The following is a 15,717-nucleotide window of genomic DNA, read 5'->3' on the forward strand; positions in this document are numbered from 1 at the left end:
GGGTATTTATAGTAGTACAATTATACCGCTTGGCTGCGGCCTGTTTGTCACTGGTTGGCCTAACTGATATGTGTTTTAATAAAAATCAATCGTTTTTCCGGTTAGCTCCGTCTTACTTATGAAAACATATTTAAAGGACGACTTCTTCCATAGACCAACACAATAAGGAAGAGGGGATGGTGAATGGGGGGAAGACAATGAAAAAAGCCAATACAGCAGATCTGGCGCTGATGGATGAAGAGGTGTTCTTCGAGCGGCTTGCAAGTGAACACCGTAAACTGTATGCGCTCGCGTACAGCTATCTGCGCTCAGAAGCAGATGCCCTGGAAGCGGTGCAGGAAGCCTCGTGCCGGGCCTGGATGAAGCGTAAACAGCTTAAGAACGAGCAGGCCTTCACACCGTGGCTACTCCGGATTACCATCAACTGCTGCATGGATGAGTTAAGGCGTAAAAAACGCGTCGTGCTGGCGGAGAAGCTGGATGAGAAGGAGACCCAGGAGATGAGGAGCAGCGACCGTCTCGATCTGGAGCGGGCGATGAGCCGGATCAAGCCGAAATACCGGCATGCCGTGATGCTCAAGTATTACCAGGATATGACGACCACTGAAATTGCCAAGGTACTGAATAAGCCCGAAGGCACGATCAAAACCTGGCTGCGTGAAGGACTTAGGCTGTTACGGAACTATTTGTGAGCAAATCGGAGGTGACAGAAATGTTGGAAAAAGAAGAGCGTGTCCTGAAACAGGATGCCCATGAGGTCCATCTTCATGCAGAGGAGATTCAGGAATTGAAAATTTATAATGCTATGCGCAGTGGAATGACGCAAGGGAAAAAACGCAGCAAACGGCGTTTCTATTCCTATGGGGCCGGCGCCGTATTAGCCGCGGCCGCAGCCATTTTTGTGCTTGTCTCATCTATCGGCTTGCCATCTGGAGGTATAGACGATTCCGGCCTCAGCGGTTCAGTGCAGGCGGCCAGCACCAAAAGCTGGAATAATTTTGCGGACTATCGCAAGCATCGCTTAAATAACGCGCTGGTTGGCGACATCCTGGAACGAAATCTGGTCATACCGGTCCGTCAAAGCGCAACAAACAATGGGTACCGTATGGATGTGGATGGCGCCGTCACGGATGGCCGTAAAGTGTATATCCTGTTCAGCGTGCACAACGATACGGATCAAGAAGTTAATCCTGGGCATACGAAATTTCAATTCGGTGATTTCGAGGTTCCAGATCCACATCGGGGCGCAGTCCTGGAAATGGCGTACGATAGCGACTCCCGGATTCAGCCAGGCGGGAGCAAAGATTTTATTTATTCCACTAATTATCCGGCTTCCATCACTGATTCCAAGGAGGTGAAGTTCACTTTAATTCTCACCGGAACGTCCAACCAAGCACTCGCTTCCAGCAGCAACAAGTATCGGACCAGCCTTGAGGTATCGTTCGGGCTTGATCCGTACAGATTCAAAGACCAGGAGCACACATTGCCTGTGAATCGCACGCTTACCGTGGATGGGCAAAAGATCAAAGTGCGCCAAGTACAGTATACTCCGTTCAATACTTATGTCGATCTGGAGTATGACAAGGCGAACACCAAACAGATTTTCAGCCTGCTGAATCCTGTTCTGACCGCAACAACCGGGAGTCAAACCGAGAAATTAGTTTATCCGGGCAGAATCATGGCCGATAATTCCGAGGTGTACAAAGACACCTCGCAGGCCACGCTGGTGTTCAGGCATACCGAGCTTAACCAGCCGGACTCCACCACGCTAAAGATTGCCGGTATCTCGGCGCTGGAGCCGGACCGTATGAAATTTGTGGTCGATCTGAACAAGCAGCAGGTGATTGAAGCACCGGCAAACGACTGGGAAATGGTCACATCCAAGGAAAAACATCATGCAACAGCGGCAGAGATTCTGCTCCGGCGTAAGGTGACCCATCTGTCTTATTTCACCGATTCGCAAGGGGCGGTACAGGCGGAGAACATCGGCGCACAACTGGCTGACAAATTCACCGATGCGAACGGCCAAGTGCATAATAGAACGAATCGGGAAACGCCACTAATCGACTTCGGCGGCACCATGATCTCTAGAGATGGTACGGGAACCAGTGAGATTAGTTTATCTTTTGACAGTCAAGCTGCAGATTATCCGCAGCCGCTTACCCTATCGGTAGAGCGTATCTGGAATCCAATTGTGGAGACACACAGCATTGAGCTGTTCGCGAAGAAATAGAAGCTTGCCGCAAACAGCAAGAAGCCCCGCCCAGCCGACAGGCTTGCGGGGCTTCTCCCTTTCTTAAGCCCTTTTGCAGCAGTATAAGCGTTCCACTGCCCTAATTAATCTTGGTCAGCTGCCACTTCTGCGCATCGGTTCCGTTATCTGTCCATTGCTGCACGACCGCTCCGTCTGCTGTTGAGGAGTTCGAGACATCCATAGCCAGCCCGCTGGCTTTGGAGATCAGCTTATAATATCCGCCGCCCACATCGATGATGCTCCACCGCTGGGCATTGCTTCCATTGTCATTCGCTTGCTGAAGCTGGACTCCGCTTGCCGTGGAGGCATTCGGCACATCCAGCAGCTTTCCGCTATGCATCGCTGTAAGCTTGTAGAAGCCGTCTCCCGTGCTCTCCACTCTGAATTGCTGATTGGCCGCGGTATAATTGGTCCACTGATGCACTTTGGCCCCGTCTGCCGTAGAGACATCCGCCACATCCAGTACTTTGCCGCTCGCCTTGTTCATCAAGGTGTAGACTCCCCCACTGACAATGCCGCTCGAAGGCGCACCTGCCTGATATAACCTCACATAATCCACAAGCATCTGTGCCGGGAAGGGGGTGGACCCGTTCGGAGCGCCCGGCCAGTTGCCGCCTACCGCGAGGTTCAGCAGCAGGAAGAACGGCTTCTGGAACTCCTCTGTATTGCCGGTTCCGTTCTCAATATAGAATTCATTGAACTGGTTGCCGTCCACGAACCATCTGATGTACTTCGAATCCCATTCCACACTGTATACATGGTATTGGGAGAAGTCCAGATTACCGGATACCCTTCCGAATTCGGCATGGCCGCCTGCATCCCAGTGCACCGTGCCGTTAACGGCTGCGTTATTGTTCACCCGCTCCATAATATCGATCTCTCCGCAGGCCGGCCAGCCGGGCGGGGTGTTGATATTGGAGCCGAGCATCCAGAACGCAGGCCATAATCCTTGGCCTGAGGGCAACTTGATTCTGGCTTCGATTTTGCCATAGGTGAAATTCTTGAGTCCCTGTGTCTTAATCCGTGCCGAGGTATAATTCATGCCTTCATAGGATTCTTTCTGCGCCGTGATGACCAAGTTCCCGCCGGTTACCTTCAGGTTCTGTGAACGGTTCGTATAGTATTGCAGTTCATTGTTGCCCCAGCCGCCGCTGCCTGTGCCCGTCTCAGCCGTCCAGTTGGCGGTGTTCAGCGAGGAGCCGTCGAACTCATCGCTCCAGGCCAGATTCCAGGTTGCTGCGCTTGCACTCCCCGCAGGGACCAGTGCGATGAATAACGTGAACAGCATGAACAGACTTAAGAATTTACCTCTTTTAAGCATTATTGCCCTCCTCTATTGATTTCAAAATGGCCAGCCTTATTTCAATGCACGCGTACGTTCGTGCAGTTGAAACCTTACCCAACCGGTTTCGAACATGGATATTGGCAGCGCCTTCTTCTGCTACATCCCATATATATCGTTTTTGCTTCCCGGAAGAACCAGAAATTTGACAATTCAGCGAACCTGGAGGAAAGGGAGGGGGCGTCCTTTCGTAAGACACTGCCTCATCAAGACCAAACACAGCAAAAAACCGCTCTCCAACGGAGGCGGTTCATGCTTTTGCAAAGATGATACCTTGATTGCCGTACTACTCGAGTCCGTGCTCTTCGCGGATCTTATACATCCCTTGCACGAGCAGCTCCGAAGGATCACGGTTAAGCTGCAGATGCGTCAGTAACAGATGGAGCGGGATAGCGCATACGTTATTACCGTCCGTAATTGCAGGGAAGCCTGCTTCAAAGACCGGTCCATGCTCCTCGTTCCAGGCCAGTCCGGCATGCACCTGCTCCGGTGCGAACTCCTCCGTTACAGCGGCGATACACATCGGAACCAGCACATTATCGACAGCGGCCTTGGCTTCCTCTTCACTGGCGAGCGGCTTAGGCATGGAGTTGCCTCCCTTGGTCTTCATCAGCTCGTGGAAGAAGGAGGCCATCCAGATCTCCGGACTGTTGCCGGACTGGAACCGGGCAGCCAGCTCACGAAGGAAGAAGCCGCAGTAATAATCAGCGTTATCTTTATCCTTCACACGGAATACAAATACCGGGCCGTAGTTGTCCAGGTTCAGCACCTGTCCTTCCACATCGCTGAAGCTCATTTTGAGCGCTACAATGCCGTTATGAAAAACAGCCTTGAGCAGCTCATTCCAATTCTCTTCGGTCATGGCCTGCCCGGCAGCTTCCGCTTCACCGTTCACCGGCTCATTCGTGGTCTCATTGGTTGTTTCGTTTGTCATAATTAATTTCACCCCACTTTCTATCATACCATCCTATTGAACAAGGTAACATACCATATCTCTCAGGCGCAAATGGAAAGCTCTGCCGGACCCGGATGTATGTCCTTATGCGCAAGTGCTATACTAGACAGGGAACAGTAACCATCTCATTTTGCAGAAGGGAATGAACCGAACCATGAATACTGAACAATTGGACCGGATTCACACGGGCCAAGGCTTTATAGCTGCTCTGGATCAGAGCGGAGGAAGCACCCCCAAAGCACTGCTGCAATACGGTATTAAGGAAGACCGTTATTCAGGGGACGAAGAGATGTACACCATGGTTCACAGCATGAGAACACGCATTATTAAGAGTCCCGCCTTTAACCGGGAGCATATTCTAGGTGCAATTCTGTTCGAGAACACGATGGACCGCCTCATAGACGGGCAATATACCGCCGATTACCTGTGGGAGCAGAAGGGCGTCGTGCCTTTTCTCAAAATAGACCAGGGACTGGCCGCTCCTCAGCACGGAGTCCAGCTCATGAAGCCTATCCCCGCCCTCGATGATCTGCTGAAGCGGGCAGTCAGCAAGCATATCTTCGGCACCAAAATGCGCTCCGTGATCCATGAGGCGAACCCTGAGGGTGTCCGGCAAGTCGTGGAGCAGCAGTTCGAGCTGGCCCGGCAGATCGCCGCCTTCGGACTGGTTCCGATTATTGAACCGGAAGTAGATATCCTCAGCAAGGACAAGCAGGAATCAGAGCAATTGCTGAAACGGGAACTGGCAGCCCGATTGTCTGAGCTGCCAGATGGCGTGAAGGTCATGCTCAAGCTGTCGATCCCGACAGAGGATAATTTATACAGTGAGCTCGCCGCAGATCCCCACGTGGTTCGGATCGTAGCCCTCTCAGGAGGGTATACCCAGGCTGAAGCCAACGAGAAGCTGGCCCGCCAGCATGGAGTAATTGCCAGCTTCTCCCGCGCTTTGTCCCAGGGTCTCAGCGATCAGCAGACGGAAGAGGAATTTAACAGTACCCTCGCTGCGTCGATCCAGGCTATCTATGAAGCTTCGATTACTTAAGCCCTCTGGCTCGCTGCCTGTTCTCTGGTTTCATAGATTGGCAGACTTAAGCCCCCGGCCATAAGGCACGGGGGCTGTTAACTGTTGCCTAAGCTTGTAACATCATTAGACTTGCTTCAACCGCTTAATTCCCTCCCGCACCCTAGGCGCTACCTCTGTCCCGAAGAGGCGGATGGCCTGCATCACCTGGGCATGCGGCATGGAGCCGTGCGGGACATGCAGCAGGAAGCGGGTGATCCCTACATGCTCGTAGAGGTGGATGATTTTGCGGGCAACCGTGTCTGGGTCGCCCACATATAGAGCACCGTCAAAGCTGCGGGCGGCATCGTAATCCGCACGATGATACGAAGGCAGCCCTTTCTCTGCCGCCCGGACATTCGTCCGTGCATGTGTTGACGGGAAGAAACCCTCTACCGCAAGTTCGTCCGTCTCCGCAACATAACCATGTGAGTGTGAAGCAATTGGAAGCTTGGATACATCATGCCCCGCCTTGGCTGCTGCCTCCTTATAGAGCCGTACATGCATGGCATAATCGGAAGGGTTCACATTGCCGATAATCGCCAGGGCAAAGGGCAGACCCAGGGTACCCGAACGGACCGCAGACTCCGGAGTTCCCGCACTCGCAATCCATACGGGCAGCGGATTCTGCTCCGGGCGCGGATAGATCTCCAGATTCGTAATCGCCGGACGGTGCTTGCCGCTCCAGCTCACCTTACCGGGCTCCCGCAGCTTGAGCAATAGGTCCAGCTTCTCGTCAAACAGCTCTTCATAGTCCTTCAGATCATAGCCGAACAGAGGAAACGACTCGGTGAACGAGCCCCGGCCCACCATGATCTCAGCACGCCCCCCCGATATTCCGTCCAGTGTTGCGAAATCCTGAAATACCCGAACCGGATCGGCTGAGGACAGAATCATGACCGCACTGGTCAGGCGGATTCGGGTCGTCAGCGGTACAGCGGCCGCCATCAGCACAGCAGGCGATGAAGCTGCAAAATCAGGCCGGTGATGCTCACCCACGCCGTATACATCCAGTCCCACCTGATCCGCAAGCACGATCTCCTCCACCACTTCGCGCAGCCGCTCCGCATGGCTTAGAGTCACTCCGGTATTCACATCAGGTGTTGTCTCGACAAAGGTGCTTATTCCAAGTTCCACGTATTGTTCCTCCTAGAAGTCAGTAATCTTTATATTCTAAAACTAAATAGTCAAATATTCAAAGAAAACTTTAACCCGCAGCAAACAGGGCGCCCCGGCTGTGTCAACAGCACGTGAGGCACCCTGTTTCGTGTTAGCTGGCTAATCGTAGCCGCTCCCGCTTATTTCACCAGCTCCTCCAGACTGCCAAAGGCACCGGAAGCCGACTTCAGCTTGGATTCGCCTCCGACCACGCAGAAGTAATTCTGCTGCGTTACCGCCTCAAGCAGACTGGCACAGCTCCTGATATCCCCGGCAGTGGCCGACAGAATTTCATTACGCTCCTGCTGAAGATCTTCCGCAGTAATCTGCTCGAAATAATGCCGGTCCGCCTGACGGCCTGTGGCGCCGGGACTCAGCGGCTGGTCCAGCATGGCCAGGGTTCCGATAATCGCCCGCTCCATTTCCCCTTCATCTGCCGAATATTCTCCGGCAAACTGAGAGGCCCGGTCATAGACCTCCAGCGTCTCCAGCAGGTTCGGATCACGGTAGGAAGTGAACAGGATTACCCCGTCGCGGCGCAAGAGCAGATTGCCGCCATACGCACCGCCCTTGACCCGGACCGTATTCCAGAGGTAGGTCAGGCTGAGGATCTTCTTAAGCACCTGCAGCTTGCCGGAATAGGCGAAGCCCAGCTTCTTGTAGTCATAGCCTTTGACTACATACTGCACCTGGCTCGCGGACATGAAGCCTTCATTGACCGCCTGCCCCTGTGCAGATAAGAGCGGCTGGGAATTCACCGCCCGGCTGCTCAGGTCCAGCTCCTGCACATGTGTTGCGAATTCCGTATACGAATCCGCCGTACCGGTGATGGAGAGCGTCAGATTCTGCGTATTGAATAACAACCCGCAGATTTCCTTCAAGGTATCCGCAAGCCCCTCCGCCTGCTGGTCAATGGTGCGGGCAAGCTCCTTGACGAAGCGGTAATATGCCACGCCGCCAAGCTGCTCCTCATACATCCCCCGATCCGAGAAATAGGACAGCACCCGGCTGGCTGCAATCTCATTGCCTTTCTGCGTCAGCATCGCCTCCATCCCGGAGGCTTCGCGGCGGACAATCTCCTGCAGCTTGGACAGGTTATCCAGATTGCTGCCGTAGAGCAGCTCGTGCAGCAGCTTCAGGGAACCGCCGATGTTGCCCTGCATGACCTTGATCCGCGCGCTGAATTTGGCCTGATAGCTGCCTTCCGCAGCCTTCCCGGCCCCGAACACTTCATTCTGAAAACGGATACCCCCGGTCGAAATTCCGATCTCACTGGTCAGCTCCTCAATACTGTAGGCTTCCGTCTCCAGCTGTCCGAGCACTCTGGCCAGCAGCTCCAGATAAGGAATCTGCTGCGCTGCAAGCACGCTGGTGTCCCAATACAGCTTGATATAGGCGATTGCACCGGCAGCTACTTCATGATGCAGCACCTTAATCCCATCCAGCACAACCTCCATTGTGGGTACCCCGGCCGGAGCGATAGGGTTAATATCCTGCAAGGTCAGCTTCGGCAGCTTCTCCAGCTCTTCAGCGGGGTCAGGAGTGTTCTGCCGGGCCAGCAGCTTCTGCGTGCTAAGCACCAGCTCATCCAGCTGGGCCGGGGCCAAAGACGCTTTGTATGACGCCAGACGGCTGCGGACCGCCGCATCCTTTTCCCCCGCAAGAGTCTGAGAGGGCTGGAGGACAACGACACTACAGTGGTTACTGTTCAGCAGGTAGGTCTCAATCAGCCGCTCGAAATAGCGGCCCGAACTTTGTTCACGGATCGCCGTAAGTGCCGCTTCGTACTCCAGATACGTGGACGGCAAGCCGTCATACAGCCAAGCCTTCATGACTTCCATATTGTAGGTGAGACCCTTCGGATATTGGCTGAAATCGGCTTCCCGCAGTTCAAATTCCTTGCTGTTCACTGCAGCCAGCACCAGCTTCTCATCCAGTCCGTCTGCTGCAAGGCGGCTCAGCGTCGCTCTAACCAGATTCACGAATTCTTCCTTGGCCTCAGGGTTAGAATGTGTCAAGGCAATACCCAGCATAGGCTGAACCATACTATCTGAATAAAAAGCAACCACATCCTTGCCCAGGCCGCTCTCCAGCAGCGCTTGCTTCAGCGGGGCCGCGTTGCTGTCCATCAGCATGCTTTTCAGAATGGCAAAAGCCAGATTCAGCTCACGGTCCATAGAGGTTCCTATTACATAATTCAAGCTCAAGTATGTCTTGTCTGCAGCCGTTTCCGTCTCCAGAATGGGATACTCCGCCGTAAGCTGGGTAATGCCGACCGGTGCCTGTAGCGGAATGGAGGTGTCCATTGCCTTGCGGGTATAGCGGCTGAGATATTCTTCATGGATAAACTGCAGCCGTGCTTCGATATTCAAATCGCCATAGAGATAGAAATAACTGTTCGACGGGTGATAATAATTCCGGTGCGCCTCCAGAAACTGCTCATAGGTCAAGGCAGGGATATACTGCGGATCACCGCCGGAGGAGTGACGGTAGATCGTACCCGGGTAGAGCGATTTTTTGATCCGGTCAATCAGCACCGTCACCGGCGAGGAATATGAGCCCTTCATCTCATTGTAGACGACGCCCTTATAGATCAGCTCATCTCCGGAATGCGGCAGCTCATAATGCCAGCCCTCCTGCTCGAAGATCTCCGGCTGACTGTAAATATTCGGTTGAAAGACGCTGTCCAGATAGACCTCCATCAGATTGGCAAAATCCTGGTCATTCTGGCTGGCTACCGGATACATCGTTTTGTCGCCAAAGGTAAAAGCGTTCAGGAACGTCTTCATCGAGCCCTTCAGCAGTTCCACGAACGGTTCCTTTACCGGGAATTTGTCCGAGCCGCACAGAACCGAATGCTCCAGAATGTGAAACACTCCCGTGCTGTCCGCAGGCGGAGTCCGGAACGTAACACTGAACACCTTATTGTCATCCTGATTCTGTACATAGAGCAGCCGTGCGCCACTCTGCTGATGCTCCAGCGTGTATACGGAGGATTCAATTTCCCGTATGTACTCCTTGCGTATCACTTGAAACCCGGAATAGACCTCACCTGCTATTAAGCTGCTCATATCTTTCCCCTCCTTAGTTCAGGGCTGCCCTGATTCCATGAGCTTATCATATCCGGGGTTTCCGGTTCCACTATGAGCTGCATAGAGGCCCGGGCTAACGGATGCAGCCCCTTGCTCTGACACTGCGAAATTCTAGACCCGGCTCAATCGCTCAACCGCCTGCGGCTCATCTGCTACGAAAAATATATCCTTCCCCTGGTTGCATTCATAGATGAAATCACGCAGACTGCGGCTGGTATAGCTGCTGAAATCACCCACTACCGCTACCTTTACCTGATAGTTAATGAACTTCTGGAGAATCTCACCGGCCAGCCTTGTCTTGAGGTCGAAGAACTCCTCGTTCAGCAGCGCCTTATGGATTACAATCCGGTCACAGTCCGTCTCATATCGAACCGTTGCCAACAGATCCAGCGCGCTCTGGACATCCCACACCACGGCCTCGTTGCCGCTCACAACAGCGATGATTCTGCCGCCAGCTTCTATAGTTGTTATGTTCATGGTTATAACCTCCTGATCGAATATGGTAGAATATGCGGATAGCTTATAACAGCAGCAACTGAATTGTACAGCAAAGGATGGATAAAGATGAAGCTTAGTATGAATTGGATTACACTCAGGGTACGCAATCTGGAGGCTTCCCTTGATTTCTATCACCGGATTCTAGGGCTTCCTGTGGAGCGCAGATTCGAGAGCAGAGGGAAGCAGATCGTCATGCTGGGGATAGAGGGGCAGCCCAAGCTTGAGCTCATAGAGGGAAGTGATCCGCCGTTGAAGCCGGAATGCGGAGTGTCTGTAGGGTTCGAGGTCGGGTCGCTGGACGAGGCTATGGCGGAGCTTAGCAAGGAAGGAATCCCGGTAGCCCGCGGCCCCATCGCGCCGAATCCCAGCCTGCGCTTCTTCTATATCCTGGACCCCGATGGCTTCGAGGTGCAGCTTGCAGAGCATATGTAGCACCGTTCAGATGGGAATAACGTAACGTACGAGCGTGCATGTTTGTTATACTTCTGTCATTTAGTCCTCGTTCAGCCGTTTCAGGTGCACTAGTACCTTATCCTATTTGAAAAATGGATAAGCTTGTGAAACTCAAGGGTTCGTGTAGGGAAAACCTATCCACCCCAGAGTTTAACGGACCGGAGAGACCTTATTCCCACAAAAATGCCACTTTTTGCAGCGTAACGGACTCAGGTGACCTTATCGTCTCTTTATGAGTCGTTTCGGAGCCGAAGTGCAGGGTATAAGGTCCTTGGGGTCCGTTACTCGCCCAAGTGACGACTTTCTTCCCGAACAAGAGTGACTCAGTCCGTTACGCCAAGCCAAACACCCATGAGGAACAACCCCCGCTTGAGAAGGGGGGAATTTAAAGGGAAAACGGAGTCTACTCCACTCTTTTGAATCTGATACTCTACCAGTGCCAGTGTCATTAAGCTAAGGCGCAGGGCGTACACATCTCTTCACTTCGCCTGGGCCAAGGCCAGCATGTAATTCTGAATGCAGGCTTCAACCTCCGCGCGTTGTTCATTCAACCGTGGAAACAGCCCGGTATCCGTGTAGCCGATCAGGTGCAGCAAGCCCACGAACCGCCACTCGTCCGCCTCTTTCGGCTTGCCGGCTTGCAGTCGTTCGTCTACTTCTTCCACTTCCCCAATGTCTGGATGATGTTTGCCGCAATGCAGGCATTGAAACAGGCAGCCAGCCATTGCTCACCTTGCCAACTGGTGTAGCCGGGCGTCCGGCTGAACAGCTCCTCGATTTTGGCCGGATCATCCACCTTGATGTCTTCCGCGTCCTGAATAAAACTCCCGGCGAATTTCTCGGCGGCAGCTCCGCTGCATTGACAGGTATTAGCGCCCTGCTTGAGCAATGGGCTGTCATAGAAATGGGGGGGGACTTAAAGGCAGGTCGTGTCGTCATCCTCCTTCTCCTCTGCTCTGATTACTTTTGATTCACTGCATCGCGCACCCGTGCGAAGCCATCCGTAAGCTCGCCTTTTGCCGCTTTCGCTTTCTTCTCCAGCTTTTCTGTGCTTCCCCAGACCAATTCGGCAATATGCCGGGCCTCGTGCGGCTCAAGGGTTGCCAGAATCCCGGCGAGCGCTTGCAGATTGCTTGCTGTTTCAAACGCCGGGCCATGCTTGGTAAATTTTCCATCCTCGCAGGCAAGCAGACAAGCCGTTATCGCCGGCAGCGTGGCTTCGTCAACTCCGAACCGGTGGATAAAAGCCGCAGTAAAGGCCGCTTGCACCGATTGATGCTCGCTGTCCACCACCTTCATATATTCCTGCACCAGCGGATAATAGCGCGGGCCCGTTAACCCAAGGCCAAATACGGCATAGGTTCCAGGCATACAATTTTTCTCTCCTTCGGTATCCTCATACCACTCAAATTCGACCATCGCCAGCCTTGCGTATGCCTCAAGCTTGGGATGCAGTTCCTCGTATTGCAACGCATTGGCAAAAAAACGGTGGGTTTGCGATTTGGCCAGACCGGGAACGTCCACTGCCTGCTTAACCGAAGATTTCAGCTTGATTTGGTAGCTGCGGAAGAATCCCAGCGCGTGCAGGTTCGAGATATAATCCAGCCCTTTGCCGTAGCTGCCCGCACACTCTTCCTTGATGCGAATGGTGATCGTGGAGAACACATCATGCGCCTGGCATTCAAGCTGCTGATCTTTATAGTGAATGGCATCGACGGGAAGCGTGCCGCTGCCCTCCTTGATCACCCGCGCCGCCTGCGCATAATCCAGCTCCTGCAAACGCGCCAGTAGATCGAGTCCTCTCTGCCGGCTGTAGTTCGGTTCATACTTGATGATCATGATGGCCGTTTGCAGCACAAGCTCCAGATGCTCTTGATCGATCGACGCCTTATCCACATCTGCTTTAAGCGTATATTCTACCGCTCCCCACTTGGGCTTGACCTGATGATAGTAGGCCGGCAGGAATTCTTCCTCTACCCACACGGTAAAAGCGCGGATAAAGTTGCCGCGGTGCTCCTTCAGCTTGGCCGGATTTTCCTTATTACGTTCCATCACCAGCTCATAGATGCGCAACACAAAAGCGGAATGAAGCTCCGGGAACAGCAGCGGATCAACCAGGTGCCGCGCCAAAAAGAAGCTTTCCAGCGGATCGGTCGGATAAGCATGATTCTCCAGCTTGGCGATATACGCTTGGATGTTCTTCAGCAGCAGCCCGCGTTTGCGCTCATTGATCTTATGCAGAGCCGGAAGAATCCCAACATCAGCAAGCTGAAGGCTTACCTCAAGATGATAATCCATCAGGGGATGGTCCGCATAGGCTTGCAGTATTCCACCAATCCCCTCCGCCAGCAACGGAATCAACACCGTCTCGGCTTGCTGCCGGGTAATGGGCGGGTCCAGCGGATGGATGGGCCGTTCAAATTCCGCTGAGCCATAATCACTTATCCAGGTAGACAGCTTAAATTCCCCTTGCTCCACCTGCAAATACAAGAGGTCATGGATACCGGCCTGCAGCGAGGTGCGGTTAACCGCTTCCTGGATCGCCTTCCCCTTCTCCTCCTCACTCTGCTGCAGCCATTCCGCTACAGCAGCCGTGATCTCCGCCGCCAATGTGTGAATCTGATTCATTTCCGTCAATTCGAGTCACCTCTTTAGATTATGTAGAGTTATGTAGGGTTCTGTACATTTTATCTATTACCCATCATCTTGGCTGCTGTACCCATTGCCAGGCTGCTATACGACAAACGAGATGAGGAAAATCAAGCCGTCTTTATATGAATATGAGATCAGCAACTTCGCGACATAGAAAAAAGTGACGCTAGGGGCCGGTTGGCTCTCACTCCACAACCTGCTGAAGCAAGCATTGAATGAACATTAAACGCAAAGGAGCGATCCTCGAATAACGGGGAATCGCTCCTTTCTTACAATTTAAGCTTTTAAGATAGTATGGGATTTATTCCCATACTTGGTGTATCTACTTTTTGGGAGAGCCCCCACATTTGCTCGCTTAGCCCGCGTTCGGCCGATTCAGGTGCACTTGTGCACCTCATCCGGGCCACCATACCTACGCGCCAGCAAATGTATGCTGTTTTTCGCATACATTCGGGCCACACGCCTACGCCGCCACTTATCCACAAGAGAAGGAAATCAAAATTCCCCATACAGTAAAACAGCAAAAAAACGGCATTTCTGCCGTTTCTTAAGGGATGGACTCTCAGGGGCTCGAACCCTGGACAAATAGATTAAGAGTCTACTGCTCTACCAACTGAGCTAAGAGTCCGTATGGTGTCTATGTATGATTCTTCTAGACGATGATCTCTAAGCTGACTGCGTCCGCTCAAAAGTACTTTCATAGTATACTTTTTTTGAGCGGGCGTTGTCAACTGTTTTATTGAAACTTTCTCACACCAGCCTATGAACCGCTGTCTACACGCGATTCTTCCGCATCATCACCACATATACGGGGAGTCCAGCAAGCGTGATGCCAATCCCTATAAGCGAGCGCAGCGGATCACTGATGATCGTGCTGGCCAGAATATAGAGACCTCCTGCTACGCCGAGAATCGGGGTGAACGGGTAGAGCGGCACACGGTAGCGGCCCTGCTCGCGCGGCAGCTTCCTGCGCAGAATGAATACACCGAACACGCCCATGGTGAAGAAGATCCAAAGCACGAACACCAGCAGATCGGTCAGCGTATTGAAGGTTCCCGAGAAGATGTAGACTACCGCCAGCACACTCTGAAAAACAAGCGCATTCGCCGGTGTCTGAAACTTCGGATGAATGCTGCTCAGCACCCGGGAGAACGGAAGCTGACCCCGCTCCCCCATCGCCTGCGGCACCCGCGCTGCGGTCATGAGATAACCGTTCAGCGCCCCCAGCACGGAGACGATAATGCCTGCCGTAATGAAAGCTCCGCCGCCGCTCCCGAACAGCGCCTCTGCCGCATCGGCACCCGGCGTCGGGGACGAGACAATCTGGTCGTAGGGCAACGCCTTGAACACGGCAATGTTGAACAATACATACACGGCGATGACAAAAATAACGCCTATCGAAATGACCTTCGGCAGCGTCCTGGCCGGGTCTTTGATCTCTCCCGCCATATTGGTTACGCTGATCCAGCCGTCATAAGCCCAGAGTGTGCCGAGCACCGCAGCCCCGAAGCCTGCACCCGCAGCCGCTGTACTGATGCCGCCGAAGCCGGGAGCCAGATCCGAAAACAGCCCGACGCCCACAATGCCCGCTACCGGAATCAGCTTCCCAACCGTAGCCACCGTCTGAATGATCCCGCCGAACTTCGTCGCTATAACATTCATTAACAGAATGAAACCCAGAATACTCACGGCAAGCAGCTTCTGCTGCCATGCATTAAGCGGCAGGAAGTAACCGGAATAGGTAGCAAAAGCAATCGCCAGCGCCGCCACTGAAGCCGGATAGGAGATCACCGCCTGCACCCAGCCGAGCAGATAACCGAACACTCCGCCGTACAATTCACTTAAATAAGTATATAGGCCACCCGACTTCGGAATGGCAGCCGCAATCTCCGCCACACTCAGCGCCGAAGCCAGCGTAATAATCCCTCCAACTCCCCAGGCCAGAATACTGAGCCACGGGCTGCCCGCATTATTCAATACAATTCCGGGCTTCAAAAAAATCCCCGATCCGATAATCATCCCGACCACCAGGGCCAGCGCTTGCATGAACGTAATGCTTTTCGTTAACGGCTTTGTTTTCATGATGACATTCATTGTCCTTCCGTTCTGTGAAATATTTATCATGCTTTTATTTCTCTATTTGTCCTGTTCACCCCTCTTTTTGAGCCGGAGAAATTGGTTATAAACCAAACTTCCCATTGTAACTAACACTATATGGAAGATATACTGGAGCCTGGGCGCATTTCCCTGGGC

13 protein-coding genes and 1 tRNA gene are annotated in these 15,717 nt (G+C 53.1%); 4 read left to right on the forward strand and 10 right to left on the reverse strand.

Features of this window, described 5'->3' with window-relative positions:
- Positions 1 to 197: 197 nt before the first annotated feature.
- Both MKX42_RS23330 and MKX42_RS23335 read left to right on the forward strand, forming a co-directional pair.
- Positions 198 to 692, forward strand: coding sequence for a sigma-70 family RNA polymerase sigma factor (locus tag MKX42_RS23330; protein WP_340754984.1), 495 nt, complete (start codon positions 198 to 200; stop codon positions 690 to 692).
- Between the two features lie 20 nt (positions 693 to 712).
- A complete protein-coding gene (locus tag MKX42_RS23335) occupies positions 713 to 2,233 on the forward strand; it encodes a DUF4179 domain-containing protein (protein WP_340754985.1) in 1,521 nt (506 codons plus the stop codon).
- 100 nt (positions 2,234 to 2,333) lie between these two features.
- Here the strand turns inward: MKX42_RS23335 and MKX42_RS23340 are convergent, their stop codons facing one another.
- Positions 2,334 to 3,575, reverse strand: a complete 1,242-nt coding sequence (locus MKX42_RS23340; protein WP_340754987.1) for an RICIN domain-containing protein — start codon at positions 3,573 to 3,575, stop codon at positions 2,334 to 2,336.
- Between the two features lie 307 nt (positions 3,576 to 3,882).
- Positions 3,883 to 4,530 carry a hypothetical protein gene (locus tag MKX42_RS23345; RefSeq protein WP_339255161.1) on the reverse strand — a complete coding sequence of 216 codons (648 nt, stop codon included), beginning with the start codon at positions 4,528 to 4,530 and terminating at the stop codon, positions 3,883 to 3,885.
- Positions 4,531 to 4,705: 175 nt separating this feature from the next.
- Here MKX42_RS23345 and MKX42_RS23350 point away from each other — a divergent pair, with 175 nt between their 5' ends.
- Positions 4,706 to 5,593: a fructose bisphosphate aldolase gene (locus MKX42_RS23350; RefSeq protein ID WP_340754989.1), complete on the forward strand. Its 888-nt coding sequence runs from the start codon at positions 4,706 to 4,708 to the stop codon at positions 5,591 to 5,593.
- 105 nt (positions 5,594 to 5,698) lie between these two features.
- Here MKX42_RS23350 and MKX42_RS23355 read toward each other — a convergent pair whose 3' ends face one another.
- From MKX42_RS23355 to MKX42_RS23365, 3 genes are all read right to left on the reverse strand, one after another.
- Positions 5,699 to 6,748, reverse strand: a complete 1,050-nt coding sequence (locus tag MKX42_RS23355; RefSeq protein WP_340754991.1) for an Atu2307/SP_0267 family LLM class monooxygenase — start codon at positions 6,746 to 6,748, stop codon at positions 5,699 to 5,701.
- 161 nt (positions 6,749 to 6,909) lie between these two features.
- Positions 6,910 to 9,840: an insulinase family protein gene (locus MKX42_RS23360; protein WP_340754993.1), complete on the reverse strand. Its 2,931-nt coding sequence runs from the start codon at positions 9,838 to 9,840 to the stop codon at positions 6,910 to 6,912.
- 132 nt (positions 9,841 to 9,972) lie between these two features.
- Positions 9,973 to 10,338: a DUF4180 domain-containing protein gene (locus tag MKX42_RS23365; protein ID WP_340754995.1), complete on the reverse strand. Its 366-nt coding sequence runs from the start codon at positions 10,336 to 10,338 to the stop codon at positions 9,973 to 9,975.
- 87 nt (positions 10,339 to 10,425) lie between these two features.
- Between MKX42_RS23365 and MKX42_RS23370 the strand changes: the two genes are divergently transcribed.
- Positions 10,426 to 10,791, forward strand: coding sequence for a VOC family protein (locus MKX42_RS23370; RefSeq protein WP_340754997.1), 366 nt, complete (start codon positions 10,426 to 10,428; stop codon positions 10,789 to 10,791).
- Positions 10,792 to 11,291: 500 nt separating this feature from the next.
- On the opposite strand, the gene MKX42_RS23375 is transcribed toward MKX42_RS23370, so the two are convergent.
- The 5 genes from MKX42_RS23375 to MKX42_RS23395 form a co-directional block, all read right to left on the reverse strand.
- Positions 11,292 to 11,477 (reverse strand): hypothetical protein, encoded by a 186-nt coding sequence (locus MKX42_RS23375; RefSeq protein ID WP_340754999.1) that lies wholly within the window; start codon positions 11,475 to 11,477, stop codon positions 11,292 to 11,294.
- The gene (locus MKX42_RS23380) at positions 11,465 to 11,701 is read right to left on the reverse strand and encodes a CbrC family protein (RefSeq protein WP_340755001.1); all 237 of its coding nucleotides are present in this window, start codon (positions 11,699 to 11,701) and stop codon (positions 11,465 to 11,467) included. Before MKX42_RS23380 ends, MKX42_RS23375 begins: the two co-directional genes overlap by 13 nt.
- Positions 11,702 to 11,772: 71 nt before the next feature.
- Complete coding sequence (locus tag MKX42_RS23385; protein ID WP_340757777.1) at positions 11,773 to 13,440, reverse strand: DUF6138 family protein; 1,668 nt, start codon at positions 13,438 to 13,440, stop codon at positions 11,773 to 11,775.
- A 579-nt stretch (positions 13,441 to 14,019) separates the two neighbouring features.
- Positions 14,020 to 14,092, reverse strand: a tRNA-Lys gene (locus tag MKX42_RS23390).
- A gap of 146 nt (positions 14,093 to 14,238) precedes the next feature.
- On the reverse strand, positions 14,239 to 15,546 hold the full coding sequence (locus MKX42_RS23395; protein ID WP_340755003.1) for an APC family permease: 1,308 nt from the start codon (positions 15,544 to 15,546) through the stop codon (positions 14,239 to 14,241).
- Positions 15,547 to 15,717 lie beyond the last annotated feature (171 nt).

Origin of the sequence: Paenibacillus sp. FSL R7-0204, assembly GCF_038002225.1 — a bacterium.
GTDB lineage: Bacteria > Bacillota > Bacilli > Paenibacillales > Paenibacillaceae > Paenibacillus_AQ.